Raw genomic sequence first — 25222 nt, 5'->3', positions numbered from 1 at the left:
GAGTCCTTCCAGATTAAAGAAATAGCTATGCCGAAAGTCACCTTCCATAAGAACGGCCAGGTATTCGTCGACGAGGTCAAGCCTGAGACCAATCTCGTCGTGCGCGCCGGCATCAAGCAGTTTCCGTATCCGAACCTGCGTTACGAATGCGGCATGGGCAAATGCTCGAAGTGCGCCTGCAAGGTGCTGGCCGGCGCCGAACACCTGCCGCCGCCCAACTGGAAAGAGAAGAAGCAGCTTGGCGAGCGGCTGGACCAGGGCTTCCGGCTGGCCTGCCAGATCTGGCTGACCCACGACATCGAACTGGAACAGCCCGAGATGGTGGTTTCCGCATGTTCGTGATCCTGACCAGCAAGCCGGGCCAGTTTCGCACCGAGGCCGTGCCCGGCGTGGAACCCCGCGAGACCTGGGAATACCTGTTCTACGGGCGACCCAAGGCGATTTTCGTGATTGCCGAACTGACGGAAACGCAACAGCCGGTGAAGGTGCGCGTGATCGAGGAATCCTCCGTGCCCGACGCCGACCCCGTGATCAACCACGTGCCGACCAAATTCCTGGAGCGTTTCGACACGCTCGACGCTGCCCACGATGCGCTGCAGAAGCTCGCGCACTTCGGCAGCATGGATCTCTCGATAAGGAAACAATGATGCAGGCCGACACCGAAGCCGATGCCACCGTGACCGAACACACCGACACCCACGGCGCCGCCACGCCACAGACGCGCACCGTCGAAATCACGTTCGTGACCAACAGCGGCAAGACCGTGACCGCGCCGGAAAACAGCAATCTGCTACGTGTATCGCTGCGCGAACAGGGCGGGATTCCATTCAAGTGCGGCGGCGGCATCTGCGGCACCTGCAAGTGCCGGATCGAGCAGGGCCTGGAACACACCGACGCCGTCAAGCCCAAGGAGCGCAAGCACCTGAACGACGACGACCTGGCCGCCGGCTATCGCATGGCATGCCAGACGTTCATCAAGGGCGACGTGGCGGTGTCGTGGGAACCCAGGACGGGGCCGCGGTAATCGAGGCCGGAAGCGGCTGGAAGGAAGATGGAATGCGGGGGTGGAAAGATCGCCCCCGCATTCGCTATTTGGTTACAGCAGCGTTCGATGTCCCCTGCACCTGTTCCGCCCCGTAAGTCTTCGTCAGATAATCCACGATCGCCGGAATATCCTCGTCCTTCAGCGGCGCGCCAAACGGTTTTTTCATTTTCTTGACGGTGGCGTCCCAGTACGCGCGGGTCGATGTCGATGGCTGCGTGGATACGTACTGGGCCGAATGGCAGGTCATGCAATTCTGCAGCGCCAGGTGATAACCGGGCAGTGTGCTGGGTTTGTAGCTGGCCGTTTCCTGCGGCAGCTTGATTTCCAGTGGGCGGGCATGCGATGACCCGGACGCCACGGCCATTGCGCAGGCGATGGCCAGCATGAAGGTGTGGTGCGGTTTCATGATTGGCCCCCTCAAACAACCAGAATGCGCGTGGATTCCACGACGTTCCGCATATATCCCGCAGGATTCCAGGTTGCCGTCAGCGGCTGGATGTCTCCCGATCGCGTTTTGGCACGCACTCGCAAATCGAATTCTCCCTTTCGCGTCGGCTGAAAAGCGATACTCCACTCGCGGAACGAATAACGGCCCAGGTACTTGCCCAGTTCGGCGGAGCGCCAGCTGGTGCCGCCGTCGTCGGAAAATGCGACTTCGGCAATGCCATGGCCACCGTCGAATGCAATGCCCTTGACCACGGTCGGCTGCCCGGACCTGATAAAGCTGCCCGGCATATGGCTGGTGATAAAGGAGCGGACGTTGAACCGGCCGATCGGCACGGTGCTGGCCGGTGCGGTACCCGGTGCCACGCAGGCGCAGTCGTTGGCCGGAATACGATAGGCGGGGTTCATCCAGAAGCCCTCGAAGGGCTTGTCCAGGACCGCGATGTGCGACAGGTGCTTGACCCAGTAGGTGCCGTAATGGCCGGGCACGACCAACCGCAGCGGGTAGCCGTTCAGCATCGGCAGATCCTTGCCGTTCATGGCCCAGGCCAGCATGACCTCGCCGTCCATGGCATGGTCCATCGACAGCGCCTTGACGAAGTCCGGGCCGTTTTCAAGCGGCGGGCGGTCCAGCCCGTCGAAACTGACCTGCACGGCGCCGGCCTTGATGCCGGCCTTTTCCAGCACGGTGCGCAGCGGGATACCCGTCCAGCGCGCATTCCCCATCGCGCCATTGCCCAGTTGGCCGCCATTGACGCGCGGTGAAAAATAACCGCGGCCATTGCCCGAACACTGGTTGACCGCGACGATTTCCACGGGGTTGCCCAGCTTTCGCAAGTCCTGCAGGCTCAGCGACACGGGGCGCGACACATGGCCGTCAATATTCAGGCGATACGTCGATGCGTCGATCGATGTGGGAATGCCGCTCCAGTGATAACGAACGAAAAACGCGTCATTCGGTGTGATCACATTCTCGCCAAATACCTCGAATGGCGTTTCGAGTTGCGGGGGGCGGTTGGTCAGCAGGATCAGCGGCCGTTTTTGCGGAAATGCCACCAGTTCGCGATGCCCGTTTTCGAATGGCATTTCGGTGGTATTGGCCGCGGCCAAGGCGCGCGTGGCGGTAAATCCGAGCGACGCCTGCAGCGTCAGGGCAGCGCCGCCCATCAGCACGCCGCGACGCCGTGGATCGATGTCGCCTCTTGTGGGTTTCCTGGCCATTTTGTCTCCTCGCGGGCAGCCGGGATCGGCCGCATTTTTTATCGGTGTCGGAGCCGTTGAGCGTAATCGTAGTGCGCCATATTGGCGAAACAAGTTATTTCGCTATGGCTGACCGGAAAATCCGATGTGTCGAATGCAAAAGCGCCCGGATGCCATGGAGACGCGCAGGAATGTCCCGCGTCACCAGGAAGGGCCCGGTGCGCTGGAAAAAGGGCGGGGATCGAACGAAGGGGGCGGCGGGTCAGGTCCGCAAACTGACCATCGCCGAAATCTTCTCGGCGGCTTCCAGCAACGGTGGCAGGAACTGGTCGGTCATTTCCTGTGCACTGGTCCGATTGGCCTGGCCGCTGATGTTCAGCGCGGCGATGACCTGGCCGGTGCGACTTCGGATCGGGGCGGCCAGCGACACCAGGCCTTCCTCAAGCTCCTGGTCGTTCTGGGCCCAGCCACGGGTGCGGATATCGGCGATCAGCGATTTCAGCGCGGCGATATCGGTGACGGTGCGGCGGGTACGCGGTTGCAGGTCCGACGCCTGCAGCACGCGGTCGAGTTCGGCGTCGTCGAGTCCGGACAGCAGCACGCGGCCCATCGACGAGCAGTAGGCCGGCAGCCGGCTGCCGATCGACAGGTTGATCGTCATGATCTTGCGGGCCGGCACGCGTAGTACATAAACGATTTCAGTGCCGTCGAGCACGGAGATCGAACAGCTTTCGTGGACCGATTGCGAGAGCGCCTCCATGACCGGCTCGGCCAGGTTCCAGAACGGCATCGAGGTCAGGTAGGCGAACCCGAGGTCCAGGATCTTGGGCGTCAGCCGGAACAACCGGCCGTCGTTCTGCACGTAGCCCAGCCCCACCAGCGTCAGCAGGATGCGCCGCGCGCCGGCCCGGGTCAGGCCGCTCGCCTGGGCGATTTCGGTCAGCGTCTGGGCCGGATGGCTGGCGTTGAACGCGCGAATGACCGACAGGCCACGCGCAAATGACTGCACATAGCTGTCGCTCGGCTTTTCGGTCGTACCGGCGGCGGGCGCACGGGACGTAGCGGAATCGGCAGGATGCGCCATGGGGTCTGGGAAAGTTCGGAAAGCCTCGGAAAGGCCGAAAGGGTAGAGGAAATGTGCCTGCTTTGCCAGTCCGGAGCAACCTTTACCGCAGTGCCACAGGCCGCGTGGAACTATCGGTGGCACTGACGAGACGAATCTGTCTACCGCATAATGTGCGGCCGTCCGGCGCGGCAGATGCCGTCGACAAGGCGGCCACGACGGGCGGCCACGACAACAGTGTCATACAAGGGAATGGGTTCGGTGAGCGAGACAATCCAGTGGAATGATTGGGAGGCATTTTGCAGCGTGGTGGAGCAGGGCACGTTCACGGCAGCGGCCGCGGCCCTGGACTGCCCGAAATCGCGCGTGTCCGCGGCGGTGATCCGGCTGGAAACCGCCATCGGCGCCAAGCTGCTGGAACGCACCACGCGTCGCATGCGGCTGACCGATGCCGGCGGCGCCGTCTATCGCGACGTGGCGCCGCTGTTCGCCCGGCTGCGTGAAATCCGCCAGGAAACGCTGGCACGCGAGGAACGCGTGCAGGGCATGCTGCGCATTGCGACGCCCTACGAATTCGGCGCGCAGCAGCTGGGCGGCGTCATCTGCCGCACGCTGGCCGCCCATCCCGCGCTGGATATCACGGTGGAAATTGCCCAGGGGCTGGTCGATCCGATCCGGGAAGGCTATGACATCGCCTTCGTGACCGTGGACACCGATCTACCCGATTCCGGCACCATCGCGCGACGCATCTGGCATGTGGAGCGCGGGCTGGTGGCGGCCCCCAGCCTGGCAGCCAGCCTGCCGGCGCAGATGCAGCCCGAAGACTTGTCCAACATGCCGACGCTGGCCACGCCCGGTGCGTCGGTATGGGAATTTTCGCGCGACGGCCGGCGAATTCCGGTGCCGATCCGGCCGCGCATGCAGACGTACAACGCCGAACTGCGCATGCAGGCCGCGCTGGCGGGCCTGGGGATCGCGCGGGTGCCGATGACGGCTGCGGAAACGGAGATCGCCCAGGGCAGGCTGGTTCGGGTGATGCCCGATTACCCGTTGCCGCCGTTGAGGGTGTTTGCCTTGCTGCCTGACCGGCGGCTCCAGCCGCGCAAGGTGCGGGCCTTCATGGAAGCCATCGAATCGATGATGGGCGCGGAGCTTGACGCGCTGGGACAGTAACTGGCCCGGCGAGGGATGCGGTACGGGGGAACGCGGGAGAGCGGGGTAGGGAAGGTGGCCCGGCGGAACGCGGGGGAGCGTGCCCCGGGCCTGCTTCGCCTTTGGGGGAAAGGCGAAGCCGCTGCAGCGGGTGAGGACTTAGGCGCCTTCGCTGTACACGTCGCGCTTCTCGGTCACGCCACGGGCGCCTTCCGAGTACACATCGCGCTTTTCGGTCACCGAGCGGGCGCCTTCCGAATACACGTCACGCTTTTCGGTCACGCTACGGGCGCCGTCCAGGTACGGATCGATCTTGCGGCCGATGCTGCCGTCCAGGCGAGCCAGGTCCGACAGGGGTTGCGCAGCCTGGGCGGCGGTGGCGCCAGCCGACAGGCCGATGGCGCAGAGCAGGGAGAGGGCGAGGGTCTTCATGGTGTGCTGTTCCTACTTATTGGCAGAGATCGCGGTGGGCCCGCGGTGGCTGTAATGTAGGCGTCGACAGGCGCACGAAAAAGGGCGAATCCTCGACAGACTGTCCAGCCGTCTGGACATTAGGGGTTAACCCTAGGGATACATTTTGTGGTACGGTGGCGCGCCGCCACCGTACAGCGATGCAAGGTTAGTGGTTGCTTACACTACGCCACGGCTAACGCCGGCGATCAGCATTAGCAAGATCTGGGCAATGACGAACAGCACCAGCGGCGACATGTCGAACCCGCCCAGGCGCGGCATCACGCGCTGGATCGGCCGCAGCAGCGGCGCCGTCAGGTGCCAGATCGGGCCGGCCAGCGGCGATTGCGGATTGACCCACGACAGCACCGCCATGAGCAGCGTGACCCACATCACCATGCTGATGCCCCACTTCAGCAGGTTCAGCACGGCCAGGCCAAGGATCACGGGCAGGAACGCCAGCGGATCGGCATCGAGCACCAGCGCGCGGCACACCAGGAACACCACGGCGGTCAGGTAGGCGGCCAGCACCGTGGCCCAGTCGATGCCGCCCAGGCCCGGAATGATGCGGCGTAGCGGGCGCACGAGCCAGTCTGTGACCTGGAACACCCCCTGCGAGACCGGATTGCGCGATGGCAGGCGGGTCAGTTGCATCCACAGCCGCAGCAGCAGTGCCATGCCGAAGAGCGTAAAGACGGTATCGAGCAGGAAGAGGATGATTTCCGTGAACATCGGGCGGATTTCCCTTGAATACGTTAGAGGGCGACAGGGTGTCGACGACCGCACAGATTCTGCCATACCCCGCTGCCCTGGCCCCGTGGAAAATAGGGGTGCCATGCGTGTCATCGCATCGGGCGCGGCCATGCCCCCCATATAATGGGCGCCTTGTCCGATACCGCACGCGCAGCCGCCTCCCCGCCCATGCCCCGCCCGACCGCTCCCGCGAAGTCTTCGAACGATGCCAACGTATTGAGCAAGCATGACTTCGAGGCGCTGTCCGATTTCCGGTATCAGTTGCGCCGCTTCCTGCGGTTTTCCGAGGATGCCGCGCAGGCCGAAGGCGTGACCGTGCAGCAATACCTGTTGATGTTGCATATCCGGGGCAGCCGCGACAAGAACTGGGCGTCCGTGGGCGAGCTGGCCGAGCGGCTGCAGGCGAAGCAGCACGGCGTGGTGGCGCTGGTCAACCGCTGCGAAGCCGCCGGACTGGTCACGCGCCGGACCGATCCCCACGACCGCCGCGTGGTGCAGATCCATCTGCTGGCCAAGGGCGAGCGTTGCCTGAACCGGCTGGCCGCGCTGCACCGGGCGGAGCTGGAATCGCTGCGTGGCGCGTTTCGTGTGGCGCGCATCACGGCCTTCAACGACGACGAGTCCGAACGCGGCTGAGCGCCGCCTCTCCCACGTCGGGCCGGCCGCGTTACAGCCGGTTACCCATCACAATCTCCGGTGACACCTGCCGGCATGGCGCGGCACTAGACTCCCGCGCAATATCAACACGCGCACCGTCGCAGGAGTCCCCATCATGTCCATCACGATTCGCCCGGCCGCCCGCACGCTTGCACTGGCCGCCGTGGCTGCCGGAACGCTGGCGCTGGCGGGTTGCGCCGCACCTTATGGCGCCGGCTATGGCGATGGCTATGGAACGGGCTACCAGACCGGCTACCAGACCACGGGCTACCAGGGTGCTGGCTACCAGGGTGCCTATGGCAATGCCGGATATGGATCGGCCTACGGCACCTCGGGCACGCAGATCAGTGGCGCGCCTGCCTATCCGCAGCAGTCGTACCCGCAGCAGGCTTACCCCCAGTCGTCCTACCCGCAGCAGGCCCAGCAGCCCGCCTATCCGCAGCAGCCCGGCTATGACCAGTATGGCTACCCGCAGCAGGCGCAGGGCAGCTACGACGGCACCTACGGCAACAGCGCCGGCTACAACGACCCCTACGCGGTGCGTTACGGCTGGGTGGAGTCGATCGAGCAGGTGGGCGGACAGCCGGCCAACGCCAGCGGCGTGGGGGCCGTACTGGGCGGGGTGGCCGGTGGCCTGCTGGGGCACCAGATCGGCGGCGGGCGTGGCAACACGGTGGCCACCATCGGTGGCGCGGTGGCCGGCGCGCTGGCTGGCAACGAGGTGGAAAAGCGTACCCACACCACGCCGCCGGCGTTTCGCGTGCGCGTGCGTACCAACGACAACGCCTATATGACGCTGACCCAGGCCAGCCCCTACAACCTGCGCATCGGCGACCGTGTCAAGGTGCAGAACGGCACGGCCGTGCCCTACTGACATACCGGATCGGTCGTCCACACCCATCAACAAAAAAGCCCGGCGCCAAGGCCGGGCATGTCTTCGACTGTCTGGCCGGTTACGAGAGCGCGTTGGCCAGGAAGGTCAGCGCGCGGCCATGCGCCAGCGCGGCCGAACGCTGGTGGTACGACGCGCGCGCCCAGCAGTTGAAGCCGTGGTCCGCCTGGTCGTAGACAAAGACCTCGGTGCCTCGCTTGCCGGCCACGGCCTGTCGTACGTTCTCCACATCGTCGGGCTTGATATGGGCATCCAGCGCGCCGTAGTGGAACTGCACCGGCACGTTGAGGGCCGCTGCCTCCTGCAGGTTGTTCTGGATGCCGCCGCCATAGTAGGGCACCGCCGCATCCACCAGTCCGCGCGCCGCGGCCATGTACGACACCAGGCCGCCGAAGCAATAGCCTACCGCGGCCACCTTGCCGCCTTCGCCAATTTCCTTGCGCAGCGCCTCGACGGTGGCGGCGACGTCCGACACCGTGTCTTCCAGGTTCACGGCCTTGCGCAGTTCCATGGCCTTTTCCAGGTCCGGGCCGCTGTAGCCCAGCTCCACGCGTGGGGCCGAACGCCAGAACACGTCCGGGGCCAGCACCACGTAGCCGTCGGCCGCGTACTGGTCGGCCACGCTGCGGATGTGTTCGTTGACGCCAAAGATCTCCTGTACCAGCACGATGCCGGGGTTGCCGGCGGCCTTGCCGCCGGGCGGCAGGCTCAGATAGGCGTCGAAGCTGCCGTCGGCGGTGTCGATACGGATCCAGCGGCTGTTGGGCGTGGTGCTCATGTTGGGAGACTCCAGGGTTTGTCAGGGCAGGCGCCGGGGGGCGGGCGCCGGACCCGCGCGATCCGGGGGATCGGCGAGAGACTGCCAAGTGTGCCACCGCGGCGCCAATCGTGCAGCGCGGCTGGCCGGTAGCCGACCGGCAAAAAAATATGCCGGCACCCGCGGGAGGGGTAGCCGGCATGGCGGCCGCGCCAGCGGCGCGGCACAGGACTGCTTGACTGACTGTTCATCCGCGCCGGTTACCAGCGCATCTGCACATTCTTTTCTCCAGGGCTCACCGTCGTGCGCTTGGATGTGCCCTCATAAGTGGCCACGACCTGATAAGCGGCGCGCGGCCCCTTGATCAGGCATCGAGGGCCCGTGGCCGTGAACTCGGCCACCTGCTGGCCATTGCGCATGAGCTTCACGTTGACGTCCGACAGATATTCTCCGCGGCCGCCCTGCGTGAACAGCAGGCCCATGTCGTACTGGGACGCCTCGCTGCGCATTTCGGCCTGTTCGTCGGCAGCCACGCCGCCACAAACATAGGTGAACGGGCCGGCCGTCGACGTCTTCATGTCCGCGTGAGCGGACCCCGCCATGCCCAACGCCGCCGCAGCGGCGCCGATTGCGCACCAGACACGTACCTGTCGAGTGATCGTCGTGTTTTGCGTTTGCATCGCTTCCTCCTGCCAGGTTGACGGGATGAGCGACGGGTACCCAATGCAGGTATTGCAGCCGTGAGGCAGGTTCAGGGCAGGTACGCAGGCCCGGACGATGGCCTGTCGCGCATCCTCGGGATACGTACCTGAAGTACACACCACTGCACCTGGGGCGTCTGTCAGCGATTCACTGATCTTGCTGCGGGAAGAGTCTGGGGCGTGGCGCGAACAGCGGGCAGTTCTGCCCCTATTCGTGCGGGAAGCGCGCAAAGAGAGGCGCCGTTCACATGGCGCCCCTCTAATTCTGTAACTTGCCGGCCGGAGATCAATAGGCCGACGACTGCTCGAATCGCGTGCGCCAGTTGTCGCTGTATGCCTTGACCACCGCGCTGTCGCCCCGGATCAGCATGCCGTTCTCCGCATTACGCTCCTGGGCCGACTTGGTGAAGTTGAACGACCCCGTGAACACGGCCTGGTCGTCGAACACCATCACCTTGTTGTGCGCGATGGCCGGTTTGGTATCGACCACCACGGGAATCCCCGCGTTCTTCAGGAAGGTGGCGCTGGTATATCGCTCGGAAGCCTGGCTCTTGTCGACGATCACACGCACGTCCACGCCGCGCTGGTGCGCCTCGGCCACGGCGCGGGCGATGGGCGCGCTCGTGAACGAGTAAGCCTGGATCAGCAGCTTGTGCCGCGTGCGGTGGATGGCGTCGACGATCATGTCCTGGCAGCTCGGGCCGTCCGGCACGAAACACAGAGTGTACGTGCTGCCGCTGGCGAACTGGCTGGTCTGCGCGCGCGGGGTGGTCAGCGTATCGATGGCGCGATCGAACATCGAGGTGGTACGGGCCTGGGCGGTGCCCACGACGGCCAGCAGGCCGAGCATGCCCGCCGTGGCAAGCCGCCTGCATTGGAGCAAGGAAGGAAACATCGGGTTACGCGAAGGTGACAGGAAATCGAGGGCAGGCAGCGTAACAGGCCATGCGCCCAGTTCGCAACAGGAAACGCATCCGGGCCGGGTTGGGGAACTGCGGCGGCGCCTTGGGACTCGACCCGACTGGTGCCTATGATGAAGGCATCGTGTCGCGGCGGGGCATGCTGTGCCGCCGCATCCATCGCGAATACAAGGAGCCTCGCATGTCCGACCACACCTACAAGCTCGTCGAGATCGTCGGATCGTCACCCGATGGCAGCGACCAGGCTATCCGCAATGCACTGGCCAAGGCCGGCGAGACCATCAAGCATATCGACTGGTTCGAAGTGGTCGAAACGCGCGGCCATGTGACGGACGGCAAGGTTGGCCACTTCCAGGTCACGCTGAAGATCGGCTTCCGCGTGACCTGACGCGCAGGCCGCGCCACCCGCTGGCCCCCGCTCAATCGAACTGGTACGACCAGAGCAGGTTGATGCGCGGCGAACGGTGGCTGGCATTGGTGGGCTTGTCGCCCACGGGCTGGGCCAGCGAGACGTCCATCGTGTAGTAGCGCCGGTCCGAGAACCGCAGGCCGATGGCCAGCGACTGCAGCGTGCGGTGCGACAGCGAGACGCTGTTCGAGTACACGCGTGCCATGTCGGCGGCCAGGAACGGCTGCAGCGTCTTCAGGTACGTGAAATCCACTGCGAACAGCCGGTTCAGTTCGGCCGATGCGCCCCAGCCCTTGTCGCCCGCGATCTCGCCGGCCGGGTAGCCCAGCCCGAAGAAGCGGCCGCCAAAGCTGATCTGCTCGCTCGACGCCAGGCGGTTGCCGCTGTACTGCCCTGCCGCCGACAGCGCCATGCCGAAGCCCATCGGCAGGTCGCTGGCCTGCGACACCAGCAGCCGCGTGCGCCAGAAGCTCAGGTCGTTGAAGTTGTTCTGGCGATCGGCGCCCAGCGCATCGAAGCCCTTGTACACGCCCAGCGTGGCGCTGCGCGTCACGCCTGTGCCGCGTTGCTGGTATGACGCCTCGGCGCTGGCTACGCGCACGCTGGTCGACAGTTCCACCTGGCGGCCTGCGCCGGGCTGTACGGCCTGCGTATAGCGTTCGAACTGGTTGTTGGCATAGAAGCCGCCGGTCAGCGTCAGCGCGTGGCGGTTGTTCAGGATGACCGGGTAGCTCAGCGTGCCGCCCAGCCGTTTGGAGTCGTTCACGTAGCGCGGGTTGAAGCCGATCGGGGCCAGCGTGCTGTTCTCGGGCACGCCGCGATAGTGCGACGCGGTGATCTTGCCCAGCATGCCTTCGGTGCCCAGCGGCTGGGCGTAGGTGGCGGCGTAGTACTCCTCGCTGTCGCGGCCCTTGGGGAACAGTGTGGAGAACGACAACTGCTCGCCCAGCGGTGTCAGGCTGTTGGTGGTGGCCGTGGCGATGGCGCGCACGCCCGGCGACATCCATTCGACACCCGTACCGAACGTGAACGGCTTGCGCTTGACCTCCAGCACCATGTCGCACGCGCCATCGGTGGTGGTGGGCGGCTGCACCGTGGCGTTGACCTGCATGCCGGGCTGCTGCGCCAGCACGTTGACATAGTGCTCGAAGCTTTCCTGGCGCAGCGGGCGGTCTGTCTTCAGCTGGTCGGCAATCTTGCGCAGCCGCGCCTCCGCCGGACCGGGTTTGCCCTTGACCGTGACGTTGGCCACGTAGCCTTCCACCACGGTGATCAGGACGTTGCCGTTTTCGAACGATTGCGCCGGCACGAAGGCAAACGACAGCGGATAGCCGGCGTCCTTGTACATCTGCGTGACCGACTCCGCGGCCTGCAGCAGTTCCGCGACGGTGATCTCGCGATTGGCCAGCGGGCTGAACCTGGCCGCGATCTGATCGAACGGCAGCGTCTTCGCGCCCTCGATCTGGAAATGCCGGGGCGTAAGCCGCGAGGCCAGCAGGTTCTGCAGCGCCGAATCGGGCCGTTCCACCTGCACGGTGACATTGGATTGCGCCGGCTTGCTTGGCGCGATGCTGGGCAGCGTCTGGGTGGGATCGCCCTGCACGGGCCCGCGTTCGGCGTGGCCCAGGCCGCTATGGATGACGCCGACGCTGATCATCAGCGCGGCAACGCGATTGCGTGGTCGCATGGTCTTACCCCTCGATGTAAACCTGCATTGCGGCTATGAGGTCGCGTGCCACGGGACGGAGGGGATGCCGCTTCCCCGCCGCCCATGGGTGGCCGTGACGCTTTGCTTGGATCGGGCGCGTATGCGCCCGTGGAACTAGTGCTTGCCGCCGATTGCGCCGGTCAGGCCGCCAACCAGCCCACCGACCAGCCCGGTGACTGGCGCCAACGGGTTGGCGGGCTTGGTGCCTGCCGCCGTGCCGCCCGATGCGGGGGTGCCGCTGGCCGGCGCATTGCCGCCGGTCAGGCCGGCGACCAGGCCGGTAACCGGTGCCAGCGGGCTGGCGCTGCCGCCCGTGGTGCTGGCCGCCCCGCCCGTCACGCCGTTGGTGATGCCGCTGACCAGGCCAGTGACCGGCGCAAGCGGGCTTGCGCCGCCGCCACCGGTGGCGCTGCCCAGGCCGCTGGTGACAGTGCTGACCAGTCCGGTAACCGGCGCCAGCGGGCCGGACGCGCCGCCGGTGGCGCTTGTGAGGCCGCCAGTCAGGCCGCCGACCAGCCCGGTCACGGGCGCCAGCGGGCTGCCCGCCGCACCGCCGGCCGGGTTGTTCACCACGCCGCCAAGCGATGCCACCGTCGTGCCGGCGCCCGTGACAACGCCGCCCACGCCGGACACGACCGGGGTATTCGTATGGGTCAGTTGTGTGCCCGCCGTGGCCAGCGCACCTCCGACGGTCGCCAGCAGGTTGTTGACGGGCTGGCCCAGGCCGGTGGCGGCGCCCAGTGTCTGCGTGCCGCTGGTCAGTGTGGAAGTCAGCGGCACGATGGCCTTGCTGACGCCGCTGGTCAGCTGTTCCACGGGGCCGCTCGACAGCGCGGTCCCCAACTGGCCGCCGACGTTGTTGACTGCACCGCCCACTTGCGAGACCACGCCGCCCAGCGGCGTCGTCACGGCCGCGAGCGGTGCCAGCGGGCCGCTGCCCAGGCCGCTGACCGCGCTGCCGGCATGGCTGACGGCGTTGTCCAGGTCGCTGACCACGCCGCCGGTGCTGGCCACCGTGGTGCCCACCGGATTCCTGGCGTTGGGCATATTGCCCAGGCCCGACTGCACGCCGGTGCCGAGCACGCTGACCGCGTCGCCCACCGAACTGACCACGCCAGCCAGGCCATCCTTGGTCTGCGCCGGCACCACGGGCACGTTCGCGTCCTTGATCGCATCGCCGACGCCGCCGACCGTGCTGCCAACCCCATTGACGATGCCGCCCGCGTTGCTGACGATGGCGCTGGTGGGCGTCAGCGCGGCGGTGCCACCACCGCCACCGTTGTTGTTGTTTCCGCCGCCGCCGTTGTTGTTCGTGCCACCGTTGTTGGCGGCGTCGGTGCCACCGGTTCCGCCTGTGCCGCCAGTGCCGCCAGTGCCGCCAGTGCCGCTGGTATTGGCCGCGTTGCCGGCCGAGCTGCCGGTGCCGCTGGTGCCGCTGGTGCCCATCGACGTCGAACCGCTGCCGCTGGCGCAGCCCGCCAGCACCAGCATGGACCCCAGCAATGCCGTCACGACCAGTTGCTTCGCGGAATGTTTGCGTGTGCGCATGACCTTTTCCTTTTTTTTAATGTTCCCGACCCTGGTTCACGTATCGCATGCCGCTTCGTTGCGAGCTTTTGCGTGACGTGCCGTGGCTGCGTTGTATTGCGCAAGCGGTGTGCCAGTGACGCCGGCCATGGCCGGCCACGCCATGCCAAAGCAGGGGGTGCGGTGCGCAAACGCCCGTGTGGCAAGGCTTTGCGGCAAATGGATCAAACGCGCGCATGAAGCGCGCGGTGGTGGCGCGGCCCGTGTTTGGCGTTACGCGTTACGTAACGTCGCGTGACATGGGCGGTGACATGGCCGTGCCACAGCGCCTGTCCTGGCCCCGCGTCCGGGGCCGTCCGGCGTAACGCCCGCCGGGAACACGTTACGTAGCACGTAACACCACCACGCCGTCCGGCACGACGTATCCGGCGGCGGTCGAAGTGGCCGGCCCGCATCCCCGAAAGCCTTGCGCCACAACGGGTTCCAGCCCTGCAGTCCCCCGCATCCAGCGCCCGTATCGAACATGCGATTGAGGCTGGCACACCGTTTGCGCTATCGGTCCGCAGCCACGCCAGACGAACCAGATCGCCGACCGGGTCGCGGCGAAGCGCGTGCGCAGCGCGGACATGAAGACAGCGGACTCGCAAAGAACAAACTCAGGAGATTTGGACATGCATGCAATCAAGCAGACGCGCCCTCTCAACGTGATGGCGATTGCCTGTGCCGCAGCGGTGACGTTGCTGGCCGGCTGCGCCTCGGGCGGTTCCAGCGGCGGTGCCAATCCGCGCACGCCGTCCCCGCCGACCAATCCGGGAACGACGAATCCGCAGCCCACCGCCGAAACCACGCCCACGGGCAAGGTGGTGGAAGGCGCGGGCAACACCGTGGTATCCACCGGCAACGCGGTGAGCCAGATCGGCCAGCAGATCAAGGACACCAGCGTGCCGCTGGTACCCGCTACGGCGAAGAACGCGACCGGCGATGTGGTGATCCAGACCGGCGAGACCGTTGCCACGCTCGGCGCGGGGGTGCGCGATGGCCTGGGCCAGATTGGCGCGGTGGACAACCCGGTGGGCGTGACCGTTGCCAACACCGGCAATGTCGTGACGCAGGCCGGCGCCACGGTGGTCAGCACGGGCAGCCTCGTCAAGGCGCTGGGTAGCGACCAGTTGTCGCCGCTGGCGCCCGTGACCAATCCCGCCGGCGGCGTGGTGCAGACCGTGGGGGCAGGGGTGATGAGCCTCGGCGGCAAGCTGGGCGACGCGCTGTCAACCGGGCCGGTCGCGCAACTGACGGACAGCACCAGCAAGGCCATCGTGCCGCTGACCACGCAGTTGACCAACGCCACGCAGACCGTAGGCGCGGCCACGGGGCTGGGTGTGCCGGTCGATAACCTGCTGACCCAGGTCGGCAACACGGTGGCCACGGCGGGCAGCATGATCGCCAACACCAACACGCCGGTGGTGTCGCCGCTCGGCGGCGTCGTCAACGAAGCGGGCAAGACCGTGGCGGTGGCAGGCGTGCTGCTCAACGGCAATGGCAGCGCCGGCGGCAATCCGCTGGGTGGCCTGCTGAACAACCTGCCCCTGAACGCGGCTGCCGGCGGCACATCGGGCACCAATCCCCTGGCGCCCGTGACCGGCCTGCTCGGCACGGTGGGGGGTGCGGCAGGTGGCGCGGCAGGTGGGGGCTCGGGCGGCAGCAATCCGCTGGCGCCGGTCACCGGACTGCTGGGCACGGTCACCGGCGGACTGACCAGCGCGGCCAGCGGCGCCGGCTCGTCCAGCGGCAGCAGTCCGCTGGCACCCGTCACCGGCCTGCTTGGCGGGCTGACGCACCATTGATCTGAAATACAACGCGGAAGACGTCGGGATTTTCCCTGTCAACCGCCCCGGCTAATTTACGGTGCGCTGTCGTCCTTACCCCGCGCGGCGCATCCTTTTATTTCGTGCCGTGAGGCCGCCCTGCATGACTGCGTGCAGGGCGCCGCACGGCACGCTTCATTTGTTGCGCGCTCTTTAACAATTCGAATGATTTCCTCCCGATGGAGGAAGGCGGCCGCATTGTTTCAAACGTCTGTCCCACTTTAAGCTGGGACAACCATTAGCCCGAATGGGGGGTATGGTTGAAACAAAGCCTGTCTTATAAATGTATCCACCAGCGCAAAAAGCACAATAAAGCCACAGTCGCAGTTCATACAGATGGCAGTCGGATCGGGGTCAGGAGCGTATTGCTGGGGATCCATGCAGGGGTTACGCACTTTCGGGAGTGAACATCATGCAAAAGAATCTGGCGCGTCATCGCAAGACCCAACGCGGCGCCACTGCCATCGAATATGGCCTGATCGTGGGCCTGATTGCTTTAGGCATCGTCGTGGGCGCACAGGCCCTCGGCACAGGGATCAGCGACGGCTTCAGCGGCCTTGCCACCCGGGTCACCACCATGTTCGCGAAGAACAACGGCACCTGACCTGCCGACACATCCGCCTGACCATCCGGAAAGCATAAGCGGCGTCCGTGCATCCCGCATGGCGTCTTTCGTGCTGACCTGACGTCTCCACACCATTTACCAGAGCACCGTGCTGGCAGCCATGCCAGCCGCGGCGGGCGTCTGCACGCCCGTCGGCAACGCAGTGGCACAAGTGGTAGCGGTAGGCACTGGCCGCAGGTAGGCATATGGACGGCCGGGCTAGAACGGTAAGAGTGGTTCCAAGTCGCGTAACGTAGTACGGCACAGCCCGGTCGGGCACGCCGCAGCGGGCACCGCGCAGCCATGCCGGTGCCCGCCGCGCGGTGTCGTGTGTCGCCAATGCAGGCAAGTTGAAAAAAAACCGGGTGAAGCATGGCATTACGGGGGAACGCGAACCGGCGCCGCGCAGGCGGAGTGGCCGCAATCGAGTTCGCGATAGTGTTTCCGCTGCTGTTTGCGGTAGTGCTTGGCATCGTCTACTACGGCATGGTGCTGGCCCTGCAGCAAGTCCTGACGCTCGCCGCCGAGGAAGGTGCGCGGGCTGCCTTGCGTTATCCGCTCACCGCGAACGGCGGCACGCTGGCGACCACGCTCGCCCAGCGGGTCATCGCCGCCGACCTGGCCGCGCGCAGCACGCTGCCCCCCAATATCGCCAACCGATTCGCGGCAGGCTCCCTGGCCCAGGCCGTGGCCTGCAGCGCGCCGCCCGGCACCCAGTGCGTGCAGGTCACGCTCGATCTCCCCACGCAAACGTTCCTCCCGGTGGTGCCGTTCGTGCCAGTGCCCGCATCGCTGACCGGCGTCGCGGTGGTCCAGCTCTCTCCCGATACCTGAGGACACATGAGCAGCAAACAGATTCGAATCCTGGCCACCGTCCTGCTGATACTGGCCGGACTGCTCGCGCTGCTGGCGTGGCAGGTGGCACGCCAGCAGGCGGTGCCGATCCCTGCTGCGCGCACCGCCCCGACCCATGCCGTGGTGGTCACCACGCGAGCCGTGGAAGCCGGCAAGCCCCTGACCGCCGACGCGCTCGCGGTCATGCAGCTGCCAATCGAGCCGGCCGGCGCCTACCAGGACGCGGCCCGCGTGGTCGGGCAGGTGCCGGTGGTGAACCTGGGCAGCAACGTGCCGGTGCTGGAAGGACAACTGCTGTCCGGGCTGGCGCGGCAGATTCCGGAGGGCGACCGTGCGCTGGCCGTGTCGGTGGACGAGGCGGTCGGCGTGGGCCATCAGGTGCAGCCCGGCGACTTTGTCGATGTGTTCGTGATCCTGCGCCGCGACAACCAGGAGATTGCCGAAAGCCAGACGCGCCTGCTGCTGTCGCGCCTGCGCGTGCTGGCGTACGGCAATGGCAGTGTCAACGATTCACGCCAGGTGCAGGGCGAACAGATGATGGCCCGCCGCGACGGCGCGAAGACGGCCGTGCTATCCGTGCCGGTGGATCAGGTCGGCAAGCTGGCCATGGCGCAACAGGCCGGCCGGCTGGTGCTGGCGCTGCGCAATCCGTCGGATGCATCGATGCCCAGCGACGGCATGTTCGCCGAACCGCCCACCGTGCTGCAGGCCCGCGCCGGCGTGCCGCCGGAAGCCGAACGCGCGCCCGTGGACAAGGCCGCGGCCGGCATGAGCCTGGCCGGACTGGTCGGCCAGGCGCATGCGGGCAACACCGCGCCGCGCACGCTGGCCCCCGCACCGTCCATGCGCGCAACCGCGCAGCCGATGGCATCACTGACAGCCTCGGCGCCACGACGCGAAACCCCCGACAACAACAACGGCGTGGAAGTGATCCGCGCCGGCAAGCGAGCGATCGAATAGCGGACGACACGGCATGCCCACATTGACGACAGACCGTGAACGGGCGCGCGCGCGCCAGATCGACGCCGATCGTATCCACCGCGGATGGGCCGCGATGATGACGGCCGCCGTCTCGATGGCGGCCGTGCTGGCCGGGGCGATGCATCCGGCCATGGCGCAGGACGCCGGACCGCCGCCCGCCGCGCGCACGTTGCGCCTGATGGCCGGCGCCCAGCAGGAGATCAGGCCGGGACAGGCGCTGGAGCGCGTGGCCGTGGGCAACCCCGCCGTGGCCGATGCACTGCTGCTCAAGCAGCGCCATGGCGCGCCCACCGTGCTGGTGGTGGCGAAACAGCCGGGCGTGACCGACATGATGGTCTGGAGCCGGAACGCGGCGCCGGTGACCTACAGCGTGCAGGTGGACGCGGTGGCCCCGGATGCCGACGGCGCTCAGGTGGACCTGTCCGCCGCTGGCGCCACCATCCGGGGCGAATCGCACGACGCCGCCACCGCCGCGCGCACGCAGCAGGCGGCGCGGGCGGCGGTCGGCGGGGCGGACGGCAAGGGCGGCGTGGTGATCGACCGCTCGGTGGTGCCGGTGTCGAACACGGTGCAAGTCGATGTGAAGGTGGTGGAGATCAGCAAGACCGTGCTGAAGGAGGTCGGGCTCAATTTCGTCAAGAGCAGCGGCGGCTTCACGTTCGGGCAGTTCAGCCCGACGTCGCTGACAAAGGCCACGATCGGCCCGTCGCCGTCTTTCGAAAGCGCGTTGCCGATGAGCAGCGCGTTCAACCTGGTGGCGGCCTGGGCCAAGGAGGGCATCTTCGCCAACCTGAGCCTGCTGGAAAGCAATGGCCTGGTCAGGGTGCTGGCCGAGCCAAGCCTGGTGACGCTGTCGGGCCAGAGCGCGAGCTTCCTGGCGGGCGGCGAGATCCCCATCCCGGTGCCGCAGGCGCTGGGCACCACGACGATCCAGTTCAAGCCATTCGGTATCGGCCTGACGGTGTCGCCGACGGTGATGTCGAAGTCGCGCATCGCGCTGAAGGTGGCGCCCGAGGCCAGCGATCTCGATCCGTCGCGCGGCATCAGCATCAATGGGGCGTCGGTGCCGGCCATTGTCACGCGGCGCGCCGATACCACGGTGGAACTGGGCGACGGCGAAAGCTTCGTGATTGGCGGGCTGGTCAGCCGCAACACGGTCAGCAACGTGAGCAAGGTGCCGTTCCTGGGGGACCTGCCGATCATCGGCAGCTTCTTCAAGAACCTGAACTTCCACCAGGAGGACCGCGAACTGATGATCGTGGTCACGCCGCGCCTGGTGAAACCGCTAGCGCGGGATTCCCAGGCCGCGGCGAACGTGGCCAATGACGGCCGCACGAGCGCCAGCCCCAATGTCTGGGGGCGCTTCGTGCTGGGCGAGTACGCAGATCCGACCCTGCCGGGTTTTTCGCGGTAGCGGCGGCAGATGGAGCGAGTGACGAGGATGGATGCCTTCCTGCTGAACACCCGGCGCGAGACCCTGCGCCAGTGGCTGGACCAGGCGCTGGGCGGCGCCGGCACGCTGGTGGCCGAAGACGGGGCACAGGAAGCCATCATCGAGCAGGTCGGCGCCGTGCGTCCCGGGCTGGTCTTCCTTGACTTCGGCGCGCCGCATGCCGAGGCCTCGGCCCGGCTGGCCGAACAGGTGGCGCGGCTGTTTCCGCAACTGCCGCTGGTGGCCATCGGCAATGCCGGCGAACCGGAAGCGATGCTGGCCGCACTGCGCGCCGGCGTGCGCGACTTCATCGACCTGCGCGGTGCGCCGGCACAGGCCACCGACGCCGTGCGGCGGCTGATGGTGCCCCGCGCCCAGGTGCGGCCCGTGACGCCCACGCACCGGCACGGCAAGATCGTGGCGCTGCTGGGGGCCAGGCCCGGTGTCGGCGTGAGCACGCTGGCCGTGAACCTGGCCGCGAGCGTGCGCCACCGCGAAGGGGCTGGCCCGCCGGCCGAGGTGCTGCTGCTGGACCTGGGGCTGCCCGTGCGCGACGGCGCGCTCTACATGAACATCGCGCCCGAATTCCATTTCGTCGAGGCCGTGCGCAACCTGCGCCGCTTTGACCAGGTGTTCGTCGATACCGCGCTGGCACGGCATGTCAGCGGGGTGTCGGTGCTGCCGCTGCCGGCCGCGCTGGCCGAACTGCGCGATGTGTCGTTTTCCGAGGCGCTGGCGCTGCTGGACCGCCTGCGTGCGTTTTTCGACCTCCAGGTGATCGATCTGGGCGGATTTTCGAATGCCGAGTTCATGTCGCAGATCGTCAAGGCCGCCGATGCCGTGGTGATGGTGGCCGAGCAGAGCGTGGGTGCCATCGTCTCGGCCGCGGAACTGCTGCACGAGCTGAAGAAGCGCGAGATCGACCGCCCCGACCTGCATCTGATGGTGTCGCGCTTCGATCCCGAACTGGGCGTGGATGCGGCGCAGATCGCCGAGCGCATCGGCGTGGCAACGGTCGATACGCTGCCCGACCGGCGCGCGGCGCTGGTGCAGGCCGCCAATCGCGGCGCGGTGCTGGCCGAGGCCGCACCGGCCGACCCCTACGTGCGCGCCGTGGGTGCGCTCATGGAACGGCTGGGCTACCGCACGGAACAGGCTTCCGAGCGCGGCATCCTGGCCCGGATCAAGGAGAAGCTGCCCGAGGCGTTGCGTGTTGCGCGCGTCGCACGGGCGGGGAACTGACATGACCGAAGCCATCGAATTCTCGGACAACGCCGCCGCCCCGTTTCCTGTTTCCCAGGAATTCCACAAGATCAAGGAAGCCGCGCACGAGCATCTGCTGACGCGGATCGAGGAACTCGGGGCGGAGTTTGGCCGCTGGACGCGCACCGCCATCCAGCGGTTTGTCGATCTGGAGCTGGAAAGCTTCACGCGCCTGCGCCGCATTCCGATCAACGAGGCCGAGCTGCATCAGATTTCCGAGGCGCTGACCAAGGAACTGGCCGGCTTTGGCCCGATCGAGGACCTGCTGCACGACGTGGCCGTGGAAGACATCCTCGTGAACGGGCATCTCGACGTCTACGTGTCGCGGCACGGCGTCCTGGAGCGGATACCCGTGCGCTTTGCCGACAACGGCCACCTGCTGCGCATCGTGCGACGCATCCTGGCGCCGATCGGCCGGCGCCTGGACGAATCGAACCCGATGGTCGACGCCCGCCTGCCGGACGGGGGCCGCATCAACGTCATCATCCCGCCGCTGGCGCTGGCGGGCCCCGTGGTATCGATCCGCAAATTCCGCAAGGACCCGCTGACGCCGGCTGACCTGCAGGCGCTGGGCACCATGAGCCCCGAGATCACGGAGCTGCTGGAAGCGGCGGTGCGGGCGCGCTGCAACATCCTGGTGAGCGGCGGCACAAGTTCGGGCAAGACGTCGCTGCTCAATGCGCTGGCCACGTTCATGCCGGCGGGCGAGCGCGTGATCACGATCGAGGACACCGCCGAACTGGCGCTGAACCATCCGCACGTGGTACGGCTGGAAAGCCGTCCCGGCGGCTTCGAGGGAACGGGCACAGTCACCATCCGCGACCTGCTGCGCAACAGCCTGCGCATGCGCCCCGACCGCATCATCGTGGGCGAAGTGCGTGGCGGCGAGGTGCTGGAAATGCTGCAGGCCATGAGTACCGGCCATGACGGGTCGATGGGCACCATCCACGCCAGCAGCCCGCGCGAATGCCTGTACCGGCTCGAAATGCTGGCCGGCTTTGCCGGCTTCCAGGGCAGCGAGGTGAGCCTGCGCCGCCAGATTGCCAATGCCGTCGACTTCATCGTGCAGATCGGGCGGCTGTCCAGCGGACGCCGGCGCATCCTGTCGGTCACCGAGGTCACCGGGCTGGGCGACAACATCATTTCCACGCAGGAGCTGTACCGCCACGAGCCCGTGATCAACGCCGACGGCACCGAGACCGACCGCTGGCATTCGCTTGGCATCCTGCCCCATTCGCCCAAGCTGGCGCGCATGCGTCCGGCCAGCTTTGCCCTGGACGACCGCTTTGATCTCTAGCGCCAGCCTGTTCATCGCCACGTTTGCCCTGGTGCTGCTGGGGCTGGGCCTGCTGATGCTGGCAACGGCCCGGGGCCGGGCCAACGCCGAGCGCGCTCGCGCCCACCTGGCCGCGCAGACCGAACAGGTGCGTGCCCGCTACGCCTCGGCCACGGAACCGGAGCCGCACGGCGCGGTGCGCGACCTGCGCCGGCGCTGGGCCGACCTGCTGCGCCGCGCCGACATGGCGCCGACGCGCGGCACATACCTGCGCTGGGGCGTGCCCATGCTGAGCCTGGTCGTGGCGGGCGCGTCGGCCGGCGGTGCCATCGGCCTGGTGGCGATGCTGGTGGTTGCCGTGGCGACGGCGGCCTTCGTGCTGTGGCTGCGCATCAGCCGGCTCAAGGGCAAGATGCTGCGCCAGCTGCCGGGCTTCCTCGATGGCGTGGTGCGCCTGATGACGATCGGCAGCAGCGTGCCGGCCGCGTTCCAGAATTCGGTGGCCAATACCGAACCGCCGCTGCGCCAATGCCTGGTGCAGGCCATCCACCTGCAGCGGGCCGGCAAGGAACTGGACCAGGCCGTGATGCAGATGGGCCGCGCCTATGACCTGGACGAGCTGGTCATCGTGTCGTCGGTACTGCGGCTGTCGCAGCGATATGGCGGGCGTGCCGACGTGGTGATGGAGCGTACCGCCACCTTCATGCGCGACCGCGAGGAAGCGCAGCGCGAGCTGATGGCGCTGTCGGCCGAGACGCGCCTGTCCGCCTGGGTGCTGGGCCTGTTGCCGCTGGTGGTGGCGGGCGGGCTGTTCATGATGAACGCCGGCTACATCATGATGATGTGGAAGGACCCCACCGGCCGCATCATGCTGCTCGGCGCCGCCGGGCTCGAAGTGGCCGGCATCCTGATGCTGTACCGGCTGGCAAAGTCGATCTAGGAGCCGTTGGCCATGCAGATCGACACCACCACCCTGATCTCCGCGAGCCTGGCTGCGGCCGCGATGGCGCTCCTGGTACTGGCCTGGCCGCTGCTGCGGCAATGGCGGCAGCGGCGCGAGGCCGCACGGACCATCGACGCCGCGCTGCAGCGGCAGGCCACGCACGGTGTAGCCGCCGCGCAGGGCGAGGCCGCACCGGGCCAGGCGCAGGCAGCCGGGGCTGCCGCACAGGCGATGGCCCCCACATCGGCCGCTGCAGCTTCCGCCGCGCCGCAGATGTCGGCGCGCGCGGCAGCGGCCGCCGCCGCGCTGGGGCAAGCGTCTGCGCGGCCAGCCGCGGCAGCCAGACCGGCGCCCGCCACGCTTGGCGCAAGGCTCGGCGCGGCGTTCGGCGACCGTTTCAACCAGTCGTGGCTCGAATCGCGCCTGGGCCGTGCGGTGGTCGCCGCCGAGGAACAGTTGCTGCTGGAGCAGTGCGGCTTTTATGGCCTGCAGCCGCGCGCCGTATTCGGCGGCCTGCGGGTGCTGGTGCCTGCCGCGCTGGCGGGCGCCGTCCTGCTCTGGCGGATCGACGGGCCGACGGTGCACGCATTGGCCTGGGCGTTCGCCACATTCGCGACGGCGTACCTGCTGCCGAAGCTCGCATTGCGCCGCTGGGCGGGCAACCGCCAGCGCGAAGTGGCCGAGGAACTGCCGGTGCTGATCGACATGCTGCGGCTGCTGCAGGGCGTGGGCCTGTCGATCGACCAGAGCCTGCAGGTCATCGTCACCGAATTCGGCGCGATGCTGCGCGTGCTGGGGCCCGAGCTGCAGCGTGCGAATCAGCAGTTTGCGTCGGGGCGCTCGCGGGATCAGACGCTACAGCGCATCGGCAAGCTGTTCGACGACGAAGACCTGAAGAGCCTGATCACGCTGTTGACGCAGGTGGACAAGCACGGCGGCGCGGTGCAGGAGCCGCTGCGCCAGTTTGGCGAGCGGCTGCAGGTGGCCCGCAAGGCGCGCATGAAGGACAAGATCGGCCGGCTGACCGTGAAGATGACCGGCGTGATGGTGGTCAGCCTGCTGCCGGTGCTGCTGATCCTGACGGCGGGCCCCGGCTTCCTGGGCGTGATCCGGATGCTGGCCCGCATGAACGGAGGACATGGATGACAAGACTATCCCGCCCGCTGCTGGCAGGCTCGTTAGCGGTGGCCACGGCGTTGCTGGGCGGCTGCGCCAGCACACCCAACAGCGCCGAGGCCATGGCACGGCAGGCCGATGCGCAGATCGAACTGGCCCGGCTGCAGGACAAGGCCGCACGCGCCGAGTACAACGACCAGAACGTCTACCTGGGCCTGATCGGCAAGATGCAGCAGGAAGGCATGTACTACGCCTCGCTGGCCCATATCGACGCGTACCAGCAGAAGTACGGCAGCAGCACCGCGCTGCAGGTGCTGCGCGCCGATGCGCTGCGCGAGACCGGCCAGGACGACGCAGCGCTGCAGGCCTATCGCGACCTGCTGAACACCGATCGCGCCGCCCGCGCACGCCACGGCATCGGCCTGGTGCTGGGCCGGCAGGGCGATTTCATGCGCGCCGCCGTGGAACTGCGCCAGGCGGCGGTGCTCGAGCCGGTCAACGCGCAGGTGGCCAACGACCTGGGCTATGCGCTGATGCGTGCTGGCGCGCTGCAGGATGCGCGCGTGCCGGTGATGCAGGCGCTGGAACTGGACGCCAACAATCCGCGGGTCATCAGCAATGCCGTGGTGTGGATGCTGGCCACCGGCAAGCGCAGCGAGGCCACCGCGATGATGCAGCGTGCCGCGATGCCGGACCCCACGCGCGCCGCCATCCGCAAGGAAGCGGACCGCGTGACCCGCGCCGCGCAGTTGCGCGACAAGGCGGCGCCACGCGGCAACGCCCATCCGAATGCCGCCGCGAACCCCATGCCGGACCCCAATGCGAACCCGGCTGCCGCGCAGGCCGTGGCGCTCAACGCAGGAGCCAGACCGTGATCCTTTCCCCGTTTGCACCGCGCCTGGCCCGGATGGCGGCGCTCGCCGCGCTGGTGGCCGCCGCGCCGGCCATGGCCCAGCAACCGACAGCGGCCGCCGAGTTGCGTCCCAACGACGCGGCGGTGGGCGACACCACGCGCAGCCTGCTCGATATCCAGCGCAGCGGATCGCAGGCCGGTCCGCAGCAACCGTTGACCGGCGACCAGGCCGCGCTGGGGTACGCGCGCTACATGCGCAGCTTCACCCATCCGCTGCCCGAGTTCTTCTCGACGATTTCCACCGGCAGCCCGCTGCGCGGCGGCGCGGGCAGCCAGCCGATGAACGGGCAATAGCG

At 67.3% G+C, this 25222-nt stretch carries 28 protein-coding genes; 18 read left to right on the top strand and 10 right to left on the bottom strand.

Annotated elements, in window-relative coordinates:
- Window positions 1-27 precede the first annotated feature (27 nt).
- The 3 genes from AC3G88_RS18555 to AC3G88_RS18545 are packed head-to-tail and all read left to right on the top strand — an operon-like array spanning window position 28 to window position 1024.
- Entirely contained in the window at window positions 28-342 is a 315-nt protein-coding gene (locus AC3G88_RS18555; RefSeq protein WP_153949834.1) for a 2Fe-2S iron-sulfur cluster-binding protein, read from the top strand.
- The gene (locus tag AC3G88_RS18550; RefSeq protein WP_488772345.1) at window positions 333-647 is read left to right on the top strand and encodes a ferredoxin; all 315 of its coding nucleotides are present in this window, start codon (window positions 333-335) and stop codon (window positions 645-647) included. The genes AC3G88_RS18555 and AC3G88_RS18550 overlap by 10 nt, the downstream gene beginning before the upstream one ends.
- A gap of 29 nt (window positions 648-676) precedes the next feature.
- A complete protein-coding gene (locus AC3G88_RS18545; protein WP_249640965.1) occupies window positions 677-1024 on the top strand; it encodes a 2Fe-2S iron-sulfur cluster-binding protein in 348 nt (115 codons plus the stop codon).
- A 64-nt stretch (window positions 1025-1088) separates the two neighbouring features.
- Here AC3G88_RS18545 and sorB read toward each other — a convergent pair whose 3' ends face one another.
- The 3 genes from sorB to AC3G88_RS18530 form a co-directional block, all read right to left on the bottom strand.
- On the bottom strand, window positions 1089-1451 hold the full coding sequence (sorB, locus tag AC3G88_RS18540) for a SorB family sulfite dehydrogenase c-type cytochrome subunit (RefSeq protein ID WP_488772344.1): 363 nt from the start codon (window positions 1449-1451) through the stop codon (window positions 1089-1091).
- Between the two features lie 11 nt (window positions 1452-1462).
- Window positions 1463-2710, bottom strand: coding sequence for a SorA family sulfite dehydrogenase catalytic subunit (gene sorA, locus AC3G88_RS18535; RefSeq protein ID WP_488772343.1), 1248 nt, complete (start codon window positions 2708-2710; stop codon window positions 1463-1465).
- Window positions 2711-2951: 241 nt separating this feature from the next.
- Entirely contained in the window at window positions 2952-3773 is an 822-nt protein-coding gene (locus tag AC3G88_RS18530) for an IclR family transcriptional regulator (RefSeq protein WP_400395673.1), read from the bottom strand.
- A gap of 240 nt (window positions 3774-4013) precedes the next feature.
- On the opposite strand from AC3G88_RS18530, the gene AC3G88_RS18525 reads away from it, so the two are divergent.
- Entirely contained in the window at window positions 4014-4925 is a 912-nt protein-coding gene (locus AC3G88_RS18525; protein WP_488772342.1) for a LysR family transcriptional regulator, read from the top strand.
- Window positions 4926-5063: 138 nt separating this feature from the next.
- Here the strand turns inward: AC3G88_RS18525 and AC3G88_RS18520 are convergent, their stop codons facing one another.
- Together AC3G88_RS18520 and AC3G88_RS18515 are read right to left on the bottom strand one after the other, a co-directional pair.
- Window positions 5064-5336 (bottom strand): hypothetical protein, encoded by a 273-nt coding sequence (locus AC3G88_RS18520; protein ID WP_488772341.1) that lies wholly within the window; start codon window positions 5334-5336, stop codon window positions 5064-5066.
- Window positions 5337-5534: 198 nt separating this feature from the next.
- Window positions 5535-6086 carry a YggT family protein gene (locus AC3G88_RS18515; RefSeq protein ID WP_488772340.1) on the bottom strand — a complete coding sequence of 184 codons (552 nt, stop codon included), beginning with the start codon at window positions 6084-6086 and terminating at the stop codon, window positions 5535-5537.
- Between the two features lie 189 nt (window positions 6087-6275).
- On the opposite strand from AC3G88_RS18515, the gene AC3G88_RS18510 reads away from it, so the two are divergent.
- Entirely contained in the window at window positions 6276-6743 is a 468-nt protein-coding gene (locus AC3G88_RS18510) for a MarR family winged helix-turn-helix transcriptional regulator (RefSeq protein ID WP_488772339.1), read from the top strand.
- Window positions 6744-6879: 136 nt separating this feature from the next.
- Complete coding sequence (locus tag AC3G88_RS18505; protein ID WP_488772338.1) at window positions 6880-7638, top strand: glycine zipper 2TM domain-containing protein; 759 nt, start codon at window positions 6880-6882, stop codon at window positions 7636-7638.
- Window positions 7639-7717: 79 nt separating this feature from the next.
- On the opposite strand, the gene AC3G88_RS18500 is transcribed toward AC3G88_RS18505, so the two are convergent.
- The 3 genes from AC3G88_RS18500 to AC3G88_RS18490 all read right to left on the bottom strand — a co-directional run bounded on the left by AC3G88_RS18500 (window position 7718) and on the right by AC3G88_RS18490 (window position 10009).
- Window positions 7718-8434 (bottom strand): dienelactone hydrolase family protein, encoded by a 717-nt coding sequence (locus AC3G88_RS18500; protein WP_488893760.1) that lies wholly within the window; start codon window positions 8432-8434, stop codon window positions 7718-7720.
- Between the two features lie 239 nt (window positions 8435-8673).
- Window positions 8674-9093, bottom strand: a complete 420-nt coding sequence (locus AC3G88_RS18495) for a hypothetical protein (protein WP_488772336.1) — start codon at window positions 9091-9093, stop codon at window positions 8674-8676.
- Window positions 9094-9400: 307 nt separating this feature from the next.
- Window positions 9401-10009: a phospholipase D family nuclease gene (locus AC3G88_RS18490; RefSeq protein WP_488893759.1), complete on the bottom strand. Its 609-nt coding sequence runs from the start codon at window positions 10007-10009 to the stop codon at window positions 9401-9403.
- A 206-nt stretch (window positions 10010-10215) separates the two neighbouring features.
- Between AC3G88_RS18490 and AC3G88_RS18485 the strand changes: the two genes are divergently transcribed.
- Window positions 10216-10422, top strand: coding sequence for a dodecin (locus tag AC3G88_RS18485; RefSeq protein ID WP_029050801.1), 207 nt, complete (start codon window positions 10216-10218; stop codon window positions 10420-10422).
- A 31-nt stretch (window positions 10423-10453) separates the two neighbouring features.
- Here the strand turns inward: AC3G88_RS18485 and AC3G88_RS18480 are convergent, their stop codons facing one another.
- Window positions 10454-12130, bottom strand: a complete 1677-nt coding sequence (locus AC3G88_RS18480) for a ShlB/FhaC/HecB family hemolysin secretion/activation protein (RefSeq protein WP_488772334.1) — start codon at window positions 12128-12130, stop codon at window positions 10454-10456.
- Between the two features lie 135 nt (window positions 12131-12265).
- The gene (locus AC3G88_RS18475; protein WP_488772333.1) at window positions 12266-13699 is read right to left on the bottom strand and encodes a collagen-like triple helix repeat-containing protein; all 1434 of its coding nucleotides are present in this window, start codon (window positions 13697-13699) and stop codon (window positions 12266-12268) included.
- Window positions 13700-14349: 650 nt separating this feature from the next.
- On the opposite strand from AC3G88_RS18475, the gene AC3G88_RS18470 reads away from it, so the two are divergent.
- From AC3G88_RS18470 to AC3G88_RS18420, 11 genes are all read left to right on the top strand, one after another.
- On the top strand, window positions 14350-15522 hold the full coding sequence (locus tag AC3G88_RS18470; protein WP_488772332.1) for a collagen-like triple helix repeat-containing protein: 1173 nt from the start codon (window positions 14350-14352) through the stop codon (window positions 15520-15522).
- A 433-nt stretch (window positions 15523-15955) separates the two neighbouring features.
- Window positions 15956-16147, top strand: coding sequence for a Flp family type IVb pilin (locus AC3G88_RS18465; RefSeq protein WP_488772331.1), 192 nt, complete (start codon window positions 15956-15958; stop codon window positions 16145-16147).
- Window positions 16148-16519: 372 nt separating this feature from the next.
- On the top strand, window positions 16520-16981 hold the full coding sequence (locus tag AC3G88_RS18460) for a TadE/TadG family type IV pilus assembly protein (protein WP_487522479.1): 462 nt from the start codon (window positions 16520-16522) through the stop codon (window positions 16979-16981).
- A 6-nt stretch (window positions 16982-16987) separates the two neighbouring features.
- On the top strand, window positions 16988-17962 hold the full coding sequence (cpaB, locus tag AC3G88_RS18455) for a Flp pilus assembly protein CpaB (protein WP_488772330.1): 975 nt from the start codon (window positions 16988-16990) through the stop codon (window positions 17960-17962).
- A gap of 94 nt (window positions 17963-18056) precedes the next feature.
- Window positions 18057-19397, top strand: coding sequence for a type II and III secretion system protein family protein (locus tag AC3G88_RS18450; protein WP_488772388.1), 1341 nt, complete (start codon window positions 18057-18059; stop codon window positions 19395-19397).
- Between the two features lie 27 nt (window positions 19398-19424).
- Window positions 19425-20657, top strand: a complete 1233-nt coding sequence (locus AC3G88_RS18445; RefSeq protein ID WP_488893758.1) for a pilus assembly protein — start codon at window positions 19425-19427, stop codon at window positions 20655-20657.
- 1 nt (window position 20658) lies between these two features.
- A complete protein-coding gene (locus AC3G88_RS18440; protein ID WP_488772328.1) occupies window positions 20659-21975 on the top strand; it encodes a TadA family conjugal transfer-associated ATPase in 1317 nt (438 codons plus the stop codon).
- Window positions 21968-22894 (top strand): type II secretion system F family protein, encoded by a 927-nt coding sequence (locus AC3G88_RS18435; protein WP_488772387.1) that lies wholly within the window; start codon window positions 21968-21970, stop codon window positions 22892-22894. The genes AC3G88_RS18440 and AC3G88_RS18435 overlap by 8 nt, the downstream gene beginning before the upstream one ends.
- Window positions 22895-22912: 18 nt before the next feature.
- Window positions 22913-24043 (top strand): type II secretion system F family protein, encoded by a 1131-nt coding sequence (locus tag AC3G88_RS18430; RefSeq protein ID WP_488772386.1) that lies wholly within the window; start codon window positions 22913-22915, stop codon window positions 24041-24043.
- Complete coding sequence (locus tag AC3G88_RS18425) at window positions 24040-24888, top strand: tetratricopeptide repeat protein (protein ID WP_488772327.1); 849 nt, start codon at window positions 24040-24042, stop codon at window positions 24886-24888. Before AC3G88_RS18430 ends, AC3G88_RS18425 begins: the two co-directional genes overlap by 4 nt.
- The gene (locus tag AC3G88_RS18420; RefSeq protein WP_488772326.1) at window positions 24885-25220 is read left to right on the top strand and encodes a DUF3613 domain-containing protein; all 336 of its coding nucleotides are present in this window, start codon (window positions 24885-24887) and stop codon (window positions 25218-25220) included. Before AC3G88_RS18425 ends, AC3G88_RS18420 begins: the two co-directional genes overlap by 4 nt.
- Window positions 25221-25222 lie beyond the last annotated feature (2 nt).

The organism is Cupriavidus sp. 86D6, from assembly GCF_057815095.1.
This window is presented reverse-complemented; position numbering and strand designations above follow the sequence as displayed.